General features: G+C 55.0%; 15 protein-coding genes. 11 read left to right on the forward strand and 4 right to left on the reverse strand.

The window, feature by feature from the left end; all coding sequences use genetic code 11:
* Nucleotides 1–213: 213 nt before the first annotated feature.
* Nucleotides 214–480 carry a DinI family protein gene (locus tag ACOTYB_RS16630; RefSeq protein WP_000497435.1) on the reverse strand — a complete coding sequence of 89 codons (267 nt, stop codon included), beginning with the start codon at nt 478–480 and terminating at the stop codon, nt 214–216.
* Nucleotides 481–742: 262 nt separating this feature from the next.
* Nucleotides 743–1,672 (reverse strand): formate/nitrite transporter family protein, encoded by a 930-nt coding sequence (locus tag ACOTYB_RS16635; RefSeq protein ID WP_003861364.1) that lies wholly within the window; start codon nt 1,670–1,672, stop codon nt 743–745.
* 314 nt (nt 1,673–1,986) lie between these two features.
* Between ACOTYB_RS16635 and mlaA the strand changes: the two genes are divergently transcribed.
* Nucleotides 1,987–2,739 carry a phospholipid-binding lipoprotein MlaA gene (gene mlaA, locus ACOTYB_RS16640; RefSeq protein ID WP_003861365.1) on the forward strand — a complete coding sequence of 251 codons (753 nt, stop codon included), beginning with the start codon at nt 1,987–1,989 and terminating at the stop codon, nt 2,737–2,739.
* Nucleotides 2,740–2,783: 44 nt separating this feature from the next.
* Here mlaA and fadL read toward each other — a convergent pair whose 3' ends face one another.
* The gene (gene fadL / locus ACOTYB_RS16645; protein WP_003861367.1) at nt 2,784–4,067 is read right to left on the reverse strand and encodes a long-chain fatty acid transporter FadL; all 1,284 of its coding nucleotides are present in this window, start codon (nt 4,065–4,067) and stop codon (nt 2,784–2,786) included.
* A 372-nt stretch (nt 4,068–4,439) separates the two neighbouring features.
* On the opposite strand from fadL, the gene ACOTYB_RS16650 reads away from it, so the two are divergent.
* The 4 genes from ACOTYB_RS16650 to sixA all read left to right on the forward strand — a co-directional run bounded on the left by ACOTYB_RS16650 (nt 4,440) and on the right by sixA (nt 9,105).
* Nucleotides 4,440–4,724 carry a YfcZ/YiiS family protein gene (locus ACOTYB_RS16650; RefSeq protein ID WP_003861368.1) on the forward strand — a complete coding sequence of 95 codons (285 nt, stop codon included), beginning with the start codon at nt 4,440–4,442 and terminating at the stop codon, nt 4,722–4,724.
* 228 nt (nt 4,725–4,952) lie between these two features.
* Nucleotides 4,953–6,263 carry an acetyl-CoA C-acyltransferase FadI gene (gene fadI, locus ACOTYB_RS16655; RefSeq protein ID WP_409248807.1) on the forward strand — a complete coding sequence of 437 codons (1,311 nt, stop codon included), beginning with the start codon at nt 4,953–4,955 and terminating at the stop codon, nt 6,261–6,263.
* Nucleotides 6,263–8,410 carry a fatty acid oxidation complex subunit alpha FadJ gene (gene fadJ, locus ACOTYB_RS16660; RefSeq protein WP_409248806.1) on the forward strand — a complete coding sequence of 716 codons (2,148 nt, stop codon included), beginning with the start codon at nt 6,263–6,265 and terminating at the stop codon, nt 8,408–8,410. Before fadI ends, fadJ begins: the two co-directional genes overlap by 1 nt.
* 209 nt (nt 8,411–8,619) lie before the next feature.
* Nucleotides 8,620–9,105 carry a phosphohistidine phosphatase SixA gene (sixA, locus tag ACOTYB_RS16665; protein WP_003861375.1) on the forward strand — a complete coding sequence of 162 codons (486 nt, stop codon included), beginning with the start codon at nt 8,620–8,622 and terminating at the stop codon, nt 9,103–9,105.
* Nucleotides 9,106–9,151: 46 nt separating this feature from the next.
* Here the strand turns inward: sixA and smrB are convergent, their stop codons facing one another.
* Nucleotides 9,152–9,703 carry an endonuclease SmrB gene (smrB, locus tag ACOTYB_RS16670; RefSeq protein WP_109948968.1) on the reverse strand — a complete coding sequence of 184 codons (552 nt, stop codon included), beginning with the start codon at nt 9,701–9,703 and terminating at the stop codon, nt 9,152–9,154.
* A 145-nt stretch (nt 9,704–9,848) separates the two neighbouring features.
* Here smrB and prmB point away from each other — a divergent pair, with 145 nt between their 5' ends.
* From prmB to ACOTYB_RS16700, 6 genes are read left to right on the forward strand one after another with little or no spacing between them, the layout of a single operon-like run.
* Complete coding sequence (prmB, locus tag ACOTYB_RS16675; RefSeq protein ID WP_003861381.1) at nt 9,849–10,781, forward strand: 50S ribosomal protein L3 N(5)-glutamine methyltransferase; 933 nt, start codon at nt 9,849–9,851, stop codon at nt 10,779–10,781.
* A gap of 60 nt (nt 10,782–10,841) precedes the next feature.
* A complete protein-coding gene (gene aroC, locus ACOTYB_RS16680; protein WP_023314595.1) occupies nt 10,842–11,927 on the forward strand; it encodes a chorismate synthase in 1,086 nt (361 codons plus the stop codon).
* Between the two features lie 2 nt (nt 11,928–11,929).
* The gene (gene mepA, locus ACOTYB_RS16685) at nt 11,930–12,754 is read left to right on the forward strand and encodes a penicillin-insensitive murein endopeptidase (RefSeq protein ID WP_023325006.1); all 825 of its coding nucleotides are present in this window, start codon (nt 11,930–11,932) and stop codon (nt 12,752–12,754) included.
* On the forward strand, nt 12,754–13,563 hold the full coding sequence (locus ACOTYB_RS16690; RefSeq protein ID WP_003861386.1) for a sulfite exporter TauE/SafE family protein: 810 nt from the start codon (nt 12,754–12,756) through the stop codon (nt 13,561–13,563). The genes mepA and ACOTYB_RS16690 overlap by 1 nt, the downstream gene beginning before the upstream one ends.
* On the forward strand, nt 13,563–14,108 hold the full coding sequence (locus ACOTYB_RS16695) for an elongation factor P hydroxylase (protein WP_023314593.1): 546 nt from the start codon (nt 13,563–13,565) through the stop codon (nt 14,106–14,108). The genes ACOTYB_RS16690 and ACOTYB_RS16695 overlap by 1 nt, the downstream gene beginning before the upstream one ends.
* Nucleotides 14,109–14,121: 13 nt before the next feature.
* Nucleotides 14,122–14,400 carry a YfcL family protein gene (locus ACOTYB_RS16700; protein WP_003861391.1) on the forward strand — a complete coding sequence of 93 codons (279 nt, stop codon included), beginning with the start codon at nt 14,122–14,124 and terminating at the stop codon, nt 14,398–14,400.
* The last annotated feature ends 41 nt before the right edge of the window (nt 14,401–14,441 follow it).

The following is a 14,441-nucleotide window of genomic DNA, read 5'->3' on the forward strand; positions in this document are numbered from 1 at the left end:
CGAAAATACATGCTGAGCGATGACGGGGAGATCGTCAAAATGAAAGGGGAGCCGATGGATGTGCCGGTGAACAGCTGGATCGACGTTCGCCTCGACATGCCTGAAAACAGTGTATGGAATCAACGACAGGAAGAAGCTTTGGAAGCTGCGGAGAATGAATCTGGTTCGTAATTAAATGTTGGCAGCCAGATAAATGATGGCTGCCAGATTTTGTCACATACCCACCTGGCGAACTGTCGGAAACTCAGACACAAGCCACATGTCGGATTCATCAAACATTTCCTCCAGCATGCGGTTCAGCTTTTCACGATCACTTTTGCTGGCATCGCTATTCAGGCCGTTTGCCTGCATCGGCTTCACCTTCACTTCGGCATCAGGGAAAATCTGGTGCACCCGCTTCGTCAGTTCGGCCAGAATAATTTCTCTGGCCCCTTCAAGCCCCTCTACATTGCGTTTGTCATAAACCAGTTCAACAAACATTATGTGCTCCATTGTTTACTGTTTGGATATACAGTATTTAAGCTTCAGAGCAATGCTGCGTCAAGTAAAGGTTTAAATCGGCTTGTGTACACATATGGGTACATAATAATTGGTTTGTTGGTGTTTATATTTAATAAAATCAGTTAATTGAATTTAATGTGCACTTTAACCATTTAACTAAGGGGACGAAGCGGCAAGAGTATAGCGTTATTTACACTTTTCGTTAAGCGCATTGCCGCCTGACTGGTCAAAGAGTCACCGTTCACGCCGATTTTTCGGCAGTTTTATCCTTTTTTTCCTGAGCCTTAAGCTCGGCCTTACGCTTGTTGGACATGTCGTTACGGATTTGCGCATGGCTCAACAGCGCAAAGATAAAGGTCCCGCCACAAATGTTGCCTGCGAGGGTTGGCAGGGCGAACGGCCAGAAAAAGTCGCTCCAGTGGAGTGTGCCGTTAAATACCAGATAAAGGATTTCAACGGTTCCGACAACAATGTGCGTGGTATCGGCGAGTGCGATAAGCCAGGTCATCAGGATAATCACCACGATTTTCGCGCTGCCCGCTGAGGGGAACATCCACACCATAGTGGCGATGATCCAGCCGGAAATTATGGCATTAGAGAACATTTCAACCGGCGTGTTTTTCATCACATCCATGCCAATTTTCACAAATGCGTCGCGGGTCGGTTCATCAAATATTGGCATATACTCGAACGCCCAGGCGGCTATACCCGTACCGATGAGGTTCCCCAGCAGCACGACGCTCCACAGGCGCATCAGTAAACCGAAATTACCGAGGGTCGGATTTTGCATGACGGGCAGTACGGCAGTGACGGTATTCTCCGTAAAAAGCTGCTGTCGCGCCATAATGACGATAATAAAGCCGAACGTGTAGCCTAAATTTTCCAGCAAAAACCCGCCCGGTACGCCTTCCAGCTGAACGTGAAATATCCCTTTGGCGAGCAAAGAGGCGCCCATTGACAGACCGGCTGCAATGGCTGACCACAGCAGGGCCATCGCGTCGCGCTCCATCTCTTTTTCCCCGTCCTGGCGAATATGCTCATGAATAGCCATGGCGCGTGACGGCAGGCGATCTTCATCGACTTCTATCTCTTCTCCCCGGTCTTTCTCCTCACTTTCAATCTCAAGTTCTTCATTGTTCTCGCCAATTTTTTCTTCGTTAATGTCTTTCATAACAGCTCCTTCGGGGTAATTGCTCATTTAAGCGTAGCGGCTTTTAGCGCCTTGCCCGTGGGGATGCTCTTAAATTGCTGTAAATGGCAATAAAGGTGAGACATCTCTTTCAAAGCCAATATAAAATTGCCAGCGAAACGAATTCTGAAAGACAGGCTATGCTGAAATTAGCGTGATGACGCGAGCGGGTCGTCATTGTCCTCGTAGACATCGGTAAGCGTGCTGTTACAATCACTTGCACGTTTCAGGCGGAGCATCACCGGCTCCGTCACAGATGGCATTCAACGATAGCCATATTGAACAGGGAGAAATTTATGAAGCTTCGGCTGTCGGCGCTTGCGCTGGGCGTAACAATGCTTGTGGGCTGCGCCAGCTCTGGCGAGCAAACGGGACGCTCCGATCCTCTCGAAGGATTTAACCGTTCAATGTACAGCTTTAACTATAATGTGCTGGATCCGTATCTGGTTCGTCCGGTTGCCGTGGCATGGCGTGACTACGTTCCGCAGCCGGCGCGTAACGGGCTGAGCAACTTTACCAGTAACCTGGAAGAGCCAGCGGTTATGGTCAACTACTTCCTCCAGGGCGACCCGTATCAGGGGATGGTGCATTTCACCCGCTTCTTCCTGAACTCCCTGCTGGGTATGGGCGGCTTAATTGATGTCGCGGGCATGGCGAACCCGAAATTACAGCGTGAACAGCCGCACCGTTTCGGCAGCACGCTGGGGCATTATGGCGTAGGTTATGGGCCGTATGTGCACCTGCCATTCTACGGCAGCTTTACCGTGCGTGATGATGGCGGCGACATGGTGGATACGTTGTATCCGGTGCTGTCATGGCTCACCTGGCCGCTGTCGATTGGTAAATGGACCGTGGAAGGAATTGAAACACGTGCGCAACTGCTGGACTCTGACGGTCTGCTGCGTCAGTCTTCCGATCCGTACATCATGGTCCGCGAGGCCTACTTCCAGAACCATGACTTTATTGCCAACGGCGGTAAGCTGAAGCCGGAAGATAATCCGAACGCGAAAGCCATCGAGAACGAATTAAAAGATATCGATTCGGAATAAATAAAAAAGGTGAGCAATGCTCACCTTTTTTAATCGTGTTGGGATTAGAACGCGTAGTTGAAGTTGGTACCAAACAGCCAGGCTTTACCTTCAGAGGTAAACTCGTAAGGGCCTTCCTGGAAGGTCACTTTCTGTCCATGCATGTACGACACGCCCGCGTCGATAGAGGCATTCTCGTTGAACGCGTAGGTTGCCCCCGCACTCACCCAGAAACGGTCCTGATCCGGAATGGAGATAGAACGCTTATCTGCCGGTACCGGGCTGTCATCAAATGCCACGCCGGTACGGAACGTCCAGTTGTCATCCATATAATAGGTCGTACCAAGCGCGATACGGTAAGCATCGTGGAAGCTTTCGTCTTTATAGAACAGCGTCTGGCCGTTGCTGCCGGTGGCTTTCAGCTCCTGGAACTGGCTCCAGCTGGTATACGCGAGACTGTAGTGAATGGCCCACTGCGGCGCAACGCGGTTATAACCTGACACTTCCCACATTTCTGGCAGATGCAGTGACAGTGAACCCGGTACGGTTTGATTCGAGGTACCCCATGGAATGGTGGTGCCCGCGCCTGGGACCATACCGTTGACTGGGCTCAGGATGCCGCTTTTGTAATCGCCATCGAAGTCAATCTTCACTTCTGAGCGGTAGGTCAGACCCCAGCGGTTGTTTTTATCCAGTTCATACAGGATACCGGCGTTCCAGCCGTAGCCCCATTCATCGCCTTTCAGGCTGGCAATTTTATTGCTGTTTTTCGGCAGCGCAGCAGTTTGCTCCCCGGAATAACGCTCGATTTTTGCATCAGCGTAGACAGCATCAAAGCCCAGACCAAAGCTCCAGTTATCGTTCAGACGATATGCGCCGCTCAGGTTAAGGTTCAGGGTCGTCAGGTCGGTTTTACCGCCGTATTCCCCGGCCGGATAGTTGTTATTGAACTCCGTTGCCAGGCCATAGTTAGAGGTGACAGAGGCACCCCAACCAAACTGTTCATTGATTGGCGCAACAAAGTGCAGGTTAGGCACCCACGCGGTCGGCGCAATGTTATCCGCCTTCAGATCTGCGCCGGTGAACTGAGATTTGCCAGAAATATTGACATCAGGATCGATGTAAACCGCACCGGCAGAGAAGGTAGGGCGATCAAACATCATGATCAGCGCCGGGTTACGGCTCGCGTTGCCTGCGTCATCGGCAATCGCACCTTCCCCGGAATACGCACGGCCAAGGCCAGAGGAAGAAAATTCGTTTAACTGGAAGCCCGCTGACCAGGCGGACGTTGAGACGATTGCCACTGCAACTGCTAAAGCAGTTTGTTTGAACAGGGTTTTCTGGCTCATGACCATAACCTCATTGAGTTATTTTTATTCAATAATTGTTACATACCGTAACAGGAGCGCGAAGTGTAGGGTCTGAGGTATGACTTACAAATCAGACCAGTGGCGAGAGTATAGGTCTGACCAGCTGGGATGTTGCAAGTTTGTTTATTAATATTTTCAGATATGTTTCTTGAAACGAGATCTGGTTGGCAAAATTGTGACCAGTGCGATTCCTCTGAAAAGGGGAATTTTGTTTTAGATCATTTTTTAGTGTGATATTGCTCACTTATCCGATTTTGCGCCATTAACGGCTGGAGGGGGCTCGTCCGGGGGCGTAAAATAGACGCATCGTGTTTATCTCGCGCCCTGCGCGAATACAGAGGAAATTGAGCTATGAGTAAATGCAGTGCTGATGAAACCCCGGTTTGCTGCTGTATGGATGTTGGCACCATTATGGACAACACCGATTGCACCGCCTCTTACAGCCGCGTATTCCCTAACCGTGCTGAAGCGGAAGAGACGCTGGCCGCGCTGAGCCAGCGCGCGCGTGAAGTCGAATCCGATCCGTGTGAAATCAAATCCACCTTCACGGAAGTGGAAGGCGGCGTGCAGCTGGATATCGACTTTGTGTTCGCCTGCGAAGCAGAAACGCTGATCTTCCAGTTAGGCCTGCGTTAATACTTTTTGCACGGGCCTATGATCGTGTAGGCCGGGTAAGGCAACGCCGCAACCCGGCAACAAATCTCACAAATGCCTCTGCCATGCAGGGGCATTTTCTTTTTCTTCTCTGTGCCTTAGCTCGCAATTTTTCGCTTCCCCGATTGGCTCAATGTAAAAAAATAGTTAAGACTATTATCAGGTCAGACCACTTAATGTGCGCGCAAAATTTTTTTACAGGGGAGTGTTATGAGTCAGGCATTACCGCTTATCACCCGACACGGTGACCGCATTGCCATTATCAGCGGGTTACGTACGCCGTTTGCGCGTCAGGCAACCGCGTTTCACGGTATACCGGCTGTCGATCTGGGAAAAATGGTGGTGGGGGAGATGCTGGCTCGCAGCGAGATCCCGCCAGAGGTTATTGAGCAACTGGTTTTCGGCCAGGTGGTGCAGATGCCGGAAGCGCCCAATATCGCGCGTGAAATCGTGCTGGGTACCGGCATGAATGTTCATACCGACGCCTACAGCGTCAGCCGCGCCTGCGCCACCAGTTTCCAGGCGGTGGCGAACGTGGCGGAAAGCCTGATGGCGGGGACCATTCGCGCGGGGATCGCCGGCGGCGCGGATTCCTCCTCCGTGCTGCCCATCGGCGTCAGCAAACAGCTGGCCCGCATCCTCGTGGATGCCAACAAAGCTCGCACTACCGGTGCAAAGCTTAAACTCTTCTCGCGTTTACGCCTGCGCGACCTCATGCCCGTGCCACCTGCCGTTGCTGAATACTCCACCGGCCTGCGTATGGGCGACACTGCCGAGCAGATGGCAAAAACCTACGGTATTACCCGCGAACAGCAGGATGCACTGGCGCATCGCTCGCATCAGCTCGCTGCGAAGGCCTGGTCGGAAGGCAAACTTGCCGACGAGGTGATGACTGCTTATATCCCGCCTTTCCGCGAACCGCTGGTGGAAGATAACAATATCCGTGGCACCTCGACGCTGGAGGATTACGCAAAACTGCGCCCGGCGTTTGATCGTAAACATGGCACCGTTACGGCGGCCAACAGTACGCCACTGACGGACGGTGCCGCCGCCGTGATCCTGATGACGGAATCCCGGGCGAAAGAGCTTGGCATCACACCGCTGGGCTATTTGCGTAGCTACGCCTTTACCGCCATTGATGTCTGGCAGGACATGCTGCTCGGTCCGGCCTGGTCCACGCCCCTGGCGCTGGAGCGTGCGGGGTTGACGCTGTCTGACTTAACCCTGATCGATATGCACGAAGCCTTTGCCGCACAAACCCTGGCAAACATTCAGCTGCTGGCAAGCGAGCGCTTCGCGCGCGATGTACTGGGCCGCGCCCACGCGACCGGCGAAGTGGATCAGAGTAAGTTTAACGTGCTTGGCGGATCCATCGCCTACGGCCATCCATTTGCGGCGACCGGCGCGAGAATGATAACCCAGACTTTGCACGAGCTGCGTCGCCGCGGCGGCGGTTTTGGTCTCGTTACCGCCTGTGCGGCGGGCGGCCTGGGTGCAGCAATGGTTCTGGAGGCTGAATAATGGAAACGACATCTGCATTTAACCTGGCTGTTCGCCTTGATAACGTGGCTGTTATCACCATTGATGTACCCGACGAAAAGATGAACACCCTGAAGGCCGAGTTCGGCGTTCAGGTGCGTGCGATGCTCAGACAGATCCGCGAAAACAAAGCGATACGTGGCCTGGTATTTATCTCGGCAAAGCCGGATAACTTTATTGCCGGGGCCGATATCAACATGATTGCCCGGGCGAAAAGCGCTCAGGAAGCAGAAGACCTGGCGCGTCAAGGGCAGCAGGTAATGGCGGAGATCCATGCGCTGTCGATACCCGTTGTCGCTGCGATCCACGGGGCCTGCCTGGGCGGTGGGCTTGAGCTGGCGCTGGCCTGTCACAGCCGCATTTGTACCGACGATGCGAAAACGGTACTCGGACTGCCGGAGGTACAGCTTGGATTGCTGCCCGGTTCAGGTGGCACGCAGCGCCTGCCGCGTCTGGTGGGCGTCAGTACGGCGCTGGAGATGATTTTAACCGGTAAACAGCTGCGCGCCCGTCAGGCATTAAAGGCGGGTCTGGTTGATGAGGTCGTTCCGCACGCCATCTTGCTTGAGGCCGCCGTTGAGCGGGCGCTGAAAGGTCGTCAGGCGAAACGCCCTCTGCCGGTGCGCGAGCGTATCCTCGCCGGGCCGCTGGGGCGCACGCTGCTGTTCAATATGGTGGGTAAAAAAACCGAGCAAAAAACCAAAGGGAATTATCCGGCAGCGACGCGCATTCTGAAGGTGATTGAAACCGGTTTATCGCAGGGCAGCAGCAGCGGTTATGCTGCGGAAGCGAAAGCCTTTGGCGAGCTGGCGATGACGCCGCAGTCGCAGGCGCTGCGCGGCATTTTCTTTGCCAGCACGGAGGTTAAAAAAGATCCGGGCAGTGAAGCTGAACCGGCTCTGCTGCGCGCCGTTGGCGTTCTGGGTGGTGGGCTGATGGGCGGCGGCATCGCATTTGTCACCGCCAGCAAAGGCAAATTGCCCGTACGTATCAAAGATATCAACCCTAAGGGTATCAACCATGCGTTGCAGTACAGCTGGCAGAACCTTGATCGCAAAGTGAAACGCCGCCATATCAAGGCCAGTGAGCGCGATAAAACCCTCGCGATGATCACTGGCGCCACCGACTACAGTGGGTTTGCACACCGCGATCTGGTGATTGAAGCCGTGTTCGAAGATCTGGCCCTTAAGCAGCAGATGGTGGCGGATGTTGAACAGCACTGCGCGCCGCACACCATTTTCGCGTCAAATACCTCGTCTTTGCCGATCGGCGACATCGCGGCGAAAGCCGTGCGCCCGGAGCAGGTGATAGGGCTGCACTATTTCAGCCCTGTCGAAAAAATGCCGCTGGTGGAGGTTATCCCACATGCCACAACCAGCCCGCAAACTATTGCCACCGTGGTGAAGCTGGCGAAAAAACAGGGCAAAACCCCGATTGTGGTCGCGGACAAAGCCGGCTTCTACGTCAACCGCATTCTGGCACCGTACATTAACGAAGCGATGCGGTTGCTGACGGAAGGGGAGAAAATTGAGCACGTCGATGACGCTCTGGTGAAGTTTGGTTTCCCCGTCGGCCCAATCCAACTTTTGGATGAGGTAGGAATTGATACGGGGACTAAAATTATCCCTGTGCTGGAAGCGGCTTATGGCGATCGTTTTGCGCCGCCTGCAAACTTTGTTTCTGCAATTTTGAAGGACGATCGCAAAGGCAGAAAAAATGAACGCGGTTTCTATCTTTACGCCGCGAAAGGGCGTAAAAGCAAGAAACAGGTCGACCCTTCGGTTTATGCGCATATTCCTGTCACGGGTCAGGCAAAATTGTCGGCGGTTCAGTGTGCTGAGCGCTGCGTAATGATGATGCTCAATGAAGCGGCGCGCTGCTTTGGTGAGCAGGTGATCAAGAGCGCACGCGACGGCGACATCGGCGCCGTGTTTGGTATCGGTTTTCCGCCATTCCTTGGCGGTCCGTTCCGGTATATGGATACCCTCGGGGCGGGTGAAGTGGTTGCGATTCTGCAACGTCTGGCCTCGCAATATGGTCCACGGTTTACACCTTGTGACGAATTATTGCAGATGGCGGAACGGGGTCAGACATTCTGGCCCGTAAGGGAAACTGATTGCGTAAACTGAAGTCAAAGAAGGGTAAATCCTGAGGTGATGGAACCTGTTCTGGCGAAATTATAAACAGAGATTGACTATACTTACGCCATTGAGGTAAAAAACAGCGTTTCATTCACCGAATGGATCAGGCACAATGCCCGGCCATCGGGTTTTCTACCTCAGAGCATTAATCGCGGGTAGTTAACGCCGGTGATTCTGGTTAACAAAAGCGGTGCAATATGCAAGTTTTTATCATGCGTCACGGCGACGCGGCACTCGATGCCGCCAGTGACTCAGTACGTCCTTTAACCGTCTGTGGCTGCGACGAATCCCGTCAGATGGCAACATGGCTTAAAGGTCAAAAAGTGGACATTGAACGCGTTCTGGTGAGTCCGTTCCTGCGGGCAGAACAGACGCTGGATGTGGTAGGGGAGTGTATGAACCTGCCATCCAGTGTGGATGTGCTCCCTGAACTCACGCCGTGTGGCGATGTTGGCCTTGTCAGTGCTTACCTTCAGGCGCTGTGCAATGAAGGTGTCGCTTCCGCACTGGTCATTTCCCACCTGCCGCTGGTCGGCTATCTGGTATCTGAGCTGTGCCCGGGCGAAACGCCACCGATGTTCACAACGTCCGCCATTGCCAACGTCACCCTCGACGAAACCGGCAAAGGGGTCTTTAACTGGCAAATGAGTCCGTGCAACCTGAAGATGGCAAAAGCCATCTGACGTGACGTGCGATATGGCGGGGTGCAGCGTGCCTCCCGCCATCCTGTCAGGGCAACTCTGGCGGCTGCCACTCCTCCACTTCAATCAATACCAGCAATGCGGCATCTCCGCCGTACTCTTTGGGTGCCTGATGAAACGCCATCACGTGCGGGTGCTGAGCCAGCCACAGCGGTGTCTGTTGCTTAAGAATATGTTTGCCGTGACCGTGCATCACGCAGGCGCAAAAAACATGCTCGCGACGACATGCCGCGATCAACGCCCCCAGCTCCTGTTTCGCCTGCATCTGGGTCAACCCATGCAGATCGAGGAACAGCTCCGGCGAGTAATCTCCCCGGCGTAATTTTTTCAGTTCAAAATGGCTGACGTCTTCGCGCACGTATTTCACCGCACCCTGAGTACTGAGCAGCGGCTGAAACTCATCTGAAAAATAGTGGCTGTTATCGGCCTGCTCCTGGAGCAGACGTTTGACCGGAACCTCGCTGACTTTTTTACGCTGCGGGCGATGGACAATGGTGTCGTGCGTGATTTGACGCGTCCCGGTCATCAGCTGGCGGAAGAGAGCCTGATCCTCCTCGCTGAGCGATGTTTTCTTTTTCATTCGTCATTCTCATCTCGTATTTCCGATAGTGTACCCGACTAAACGCATTTTTTAACCTCAAGCGACACGCGTCATTGCTGATTTATCGCCGTCTTCATGGCAAACTAGCCGCCGAAAATTATGCGAGCATGCCCTGGAGGAAAGAGTGGATAAAATTTTTGTCGATGAAGCAGTAAACGAGCTGCATACCATACAGGACATGTTGCGCTGGTCGGTTAGCCGCTTCAGCGCCGCCAATATCTGGTACGGCCACGGTACGGATAACCCGTGGGATGAGGCCGTTCAGCTGGTGCTGCCGTCTCTCTATCTGCCGCTGGATATTCCGGAAGACATGCGCACCGCGCGCCTGACCTCCAGCGAAAAACACCGCATCGTTGAGCGCGTGATCCGTCGCGTGAACGAGCGCATTCCGGTGGCTTACCTGACCAACAAAGCCTGGTTCTGCGGCCATGAGTTCTATGTTGATGAACGCGTGCTGGTGCCGCGCTCGCCGATTGGCGAGCTGATCAACAACCACTTTGACGGCCTGATTAACCATCAGCCGCAGCACATTCTTGATATGTGCACTGGCAGCGGCTGCATCGCCATTGCCTGCGCGTACGCCTTCCCGGAAGCGGAAGTGGACGCCGTCGATATCTCCACCGACGCGCTGGCCGTCACCGAACACAACATTGAAGAGCACGGGCTGATTCATCACGTCACGCCTATCCGCTCTGACCTGTTCCGCGACCTGCCGACGCTGCAATACGACCTGATCGTCACCAATCCGCCGTACGTGGATGCAGAAGACATGTCCGACCTGCCGAACGAGTACCGTCACGAGCCGGAGCTGGGTCTGGCGTCCGGCTCTGACGGGCTGAAGCTGACCCGCCGCATCCTGGCCTGCGCGCCGGATTATCTGACCGACGACGGCGTTCTGATTTGTGAAGTGGGCAACAGCATGGTACATCTGATAGAGCAGTACCCGGATGTGCCGTTCACCTGGCTTGAGTTCGACAACGGCGGTGACGGCGTCTTCATGCTGACCAAGGCGCAGCTGCTTGATGCACGCGAATACTTCAGCATTTACAAAGATTAATCCAGCGGGCTTCGGCCCGTTTCACAACGCTCAAACACAAACAACAACATCGGAGCCGTGATGGCAGGAAACAGTATTGGACAGGTATTCCGTGTGACCACCTTTGGCGAGTCGCACGGTCTGGCACTGGGTTGTATCGTTGATGGCGTCCCGCCAGGCATCGAACTGACCGAAGCCGATTTACAGCATGACCTTGACCGCCGGCGTCCGGGTACCTCTCGCTACACCACGCAGCGTCGCGAGCCGGACCAGGTCAAAATTCTCTCCGGCGTATTTGAAGGCCGTACCACCGGGACCAGCATTGGTCTGCTGATTGAAAACACCGATCAGCGTTCTCAGGACTACGGCGCGATTAAAGACGTCTTCCGTCCGGGCCACGCTGATTACACCTACGAACAAAAATATGGCTTTCGCGACTATCGCGGCGGCGGACGTTCTTCCGCACGTGAAACCGCGATGCGCGTGGCGGCAGGGGCGATTGCCAAAAAATATCTCCAGCAGAAATTCGGCATCGTTATCCGCGGCTGTCTGACCCAGATGGGCGACATTCCGCTGGCTATCAAAGACTGGGAGCAGGTAGAACTTAACCCGTTCTTCTGCGCCGATGCCGACAAGCTGGACGCGCTGGATGAGCTGATGCGTGGCCTGAAAAAAGAGGGCGATTCCATTGGTGCGAAAGTCACCGTGGTGGCCGATGGCGTGCCGGCTGGCTGGGGCGAGCCGGTATTTGACCGCCTTGACGCCGACATCGCCCACGCGCTGATGAGCATCAACGCGGTGAAAGGCGTTGAAATCGGCGACGGTTTTGACGTGGTTAAGCTTCGCGGCAGCCAGAACCGCGACGAAATCACGAAGGCGGGTTTCCAGAGCAACCATGCGGGCGGCATTCTGGGCGGCATCAGCAGCGGGCAGCAAATTATTGCCAATATCGCGCTGAAGCCAACGTCCAGCATTACCGTGCCGGGCCACACGATTAACCGCGCTGGCGATGAAGTTGAGATGATCACCAAAGGGCGTCACGATCCGTGCGTGGGGATCCGCGCGGTACCGATCGCAGAAGCGATGCTGGCGATCGTGCTGATGGATCACTTCCTGCGCCAGCGCGCGCAGAATGCGGATGTGACGACCACCATTCCACGCTGGTAACTATGAAAAAAACCGCAATCGCTCTGCTGGCGCTGCTGGTCAGTGGAGCAAGCCTGGCCGCTACGCCGTGGCAGAAAATCACCCATCCGGTAGCGGGGAGCGCGCAGTCCATTGGCGCTTTCTCCAACGGGTGTATCGTCGGCGCGCAGGAACTTCCGCTGCAATCGGATACCTATCAGGTGATGCGCACCGACCAGCGCCGTTATTTCGGCCATCCTGACCTGGTGCTTTTTATTCAGCGTCTTGGCAACCAGGTGCATAATCTGGGGCTGGGCACGATGCTGATTGGCGATATGGGGATGCCTGCCGGTGGCCGCTTTAACGGCGGTCACGCCAGCCACCAGACCGGACTGGATGTGGATATCTTCCTGCAATTGCCGAAAACGCGCTGGAGCTCAGCGCAACTGCTGAAACCGCAGGCGCTGGATCTGGTCTCGGCCGACGGTAAACGTGTCGTCGCCTCGCGATGGTCGCCGGAAATTTCCAGCATGATTAAGCTGGCGGCAAAGGATAACGACGTCACGCGGATCTTTGTTAATCCGGCCATCAAGCAGCAGCTTTGCCTGGATGCGGGAACGGATCGCGACTGGTTGCGTAAAGTGCGCCCGTGGTTCCAGCATCGTGCCCATATGCATGTTCGCCTGCGCTGCCCGGCGAACAGCCTGGAATGTGAAGATCAGCCGCTGCCACCGCCTGGCGATGGTTGTGGTTACGAACTGCAAAGCTGGTTTGAACCAGCCAAGCCTGGAACCTCTAAGCCTGAGAAGAAGACACCGCCTCCGTTGCCGCCTTCCTGCCAGGCGCTACTGGATGAGCATGTACTTTAATGGATAATTTCGTCGACCTGTTCATGGTGTCACCGCTGCTGCTGGCGGTGCTCTTTTTTGTTGCAATGTTAGCCGGATTTATCGATGCCCTGGCGGGCGGCGGCGGGTTGCTCACCGTTCCGGCGTTGCTGGCGGCAGGCATGAGCCCTGCCCAGGCGCTTGCCACCAACAAACTCCAGGCATGCGGCGGTTCGCTCTCCTCGTCGCTCTATTTCATTCGGCGTAAAGTTGTGAATCTCGCCGATCAGAAGCTCAATATCCTGATGACGTTTATTGGCTCAACGGCGGGCGCGCTGCTGGTCCAGCACGTACAGTCCGACATTCTGCGCCAGATCCTGCCGCTGCTGGTTATCTGTATCGGCCTCTATTTCTTACTCATGCCAAAGCTCGGGGAAGAAGATCGACAGCGTCGCCTTCACGGCCTGCCGTTTGCGCTGATCGCCGGTGGCTGCGTCGGTTTTTACGATGGCTTCTTTGGCCCGGGGGCAGGCTCGTTTTACGCGCTGGCATTCGTGACGCTGGCCGGGTTCAACCTCGCCAAATCCACCGCCCACGCCAAAGTCCTCAACGCGACCTCCAACGTCGGCGGTCTGCTGTTGTTTATCATTGGCGGCAAGGTTATCTGGGCAACCGGGTTTGTGATGATGGCAGGGCAGTTTTTGGGCGCGCGCGCAGGCTCGCGTCTGGTATTAAGCAAAGGGCAAAAGCTGATCCGCCCGATGATTGTTGTCGTCTCGGCGGTGATGAGCGCCAAACTTCTTTATGACAGCCATGGACAGGAGATCCTCACCTGGTTGGGGATGAACTAATGAACAGTACGCATAACTACGAACAGCTGATTGAGATCTTCGATAGCTGTTTTGCTGATGATTTTAATACCCGTCTGATTAAAGGCGACGACGAACCGATCTATCTTCCAGCTGATGACGAGGTTCCGTATAACCGCATCATCTTTGCCCACGGCTTTTACGCCAGCGGTTTGCACGAAATTTCGCACTGGTGTATCGCCGGGAAAGCGCGTCGCGAGCTGGTGGACTTTGGTTACTGGTACTGCCCGGACGGGCGCGACGCCGCCACCCAGGGGCAGTTTGAAGATGTGGAGGTGAAACCCCAGGCGCTGGAATGGCTGTTCTGCGTGGCGGCGGGTTTCCCGTTCAACGTGAGCTGTGACAACCTCGAAGGCGACTTCGAGCCAGACCGTATCGTCTTCCAGCGCCGCGTTCATGCGCAGGTGATGGAATATCTTGAGAAAGGCATCCCGGCACGTCCGGCACGCCTGATCGAGGCTTTACAGAATTATTACCACACGCCGGAGATCACGGCGGAACGCTTCCCGTGGCCGGAAGATCTTTAACAGAGGAAAGAAGATGATCGCAGAATTTGAATCACGCATTCTGGCGTTAATTGATGACATGGTGGAACACGCCAGTGATGATGAGCTGTTCGCCAGCGGTTATCTGCGTGGTCACCTGACGCTGGCGGTAGCCGCGCTGGAAGCCGGGGACGATCACTCTGCCGACGCCGTTCACGCGGAAGTCACTCGCAGCCTGGAAAACGCTATTCAGGCCGGGGAACTCTCTCCGCGCGACCAGTCTTTAGTGCTGGGCATGTGGGATAATTTGTTCCAGCAGGCGAAAGCGAAGTAAGTGTATCACCGCCCTCTCCCACAGGGAGAGGGCCGGGGTGA

This window comes from Enterobacter cloacae complex sp. IR5450, from assembly GCF_049238665.1.
Lineage (GTDB): Bacteria > Pseudomonadota > Gammaproteobacteria > Enterobacterales > Enterobacteriaceae > Enterobacter > Enterobacter hormaechei_C.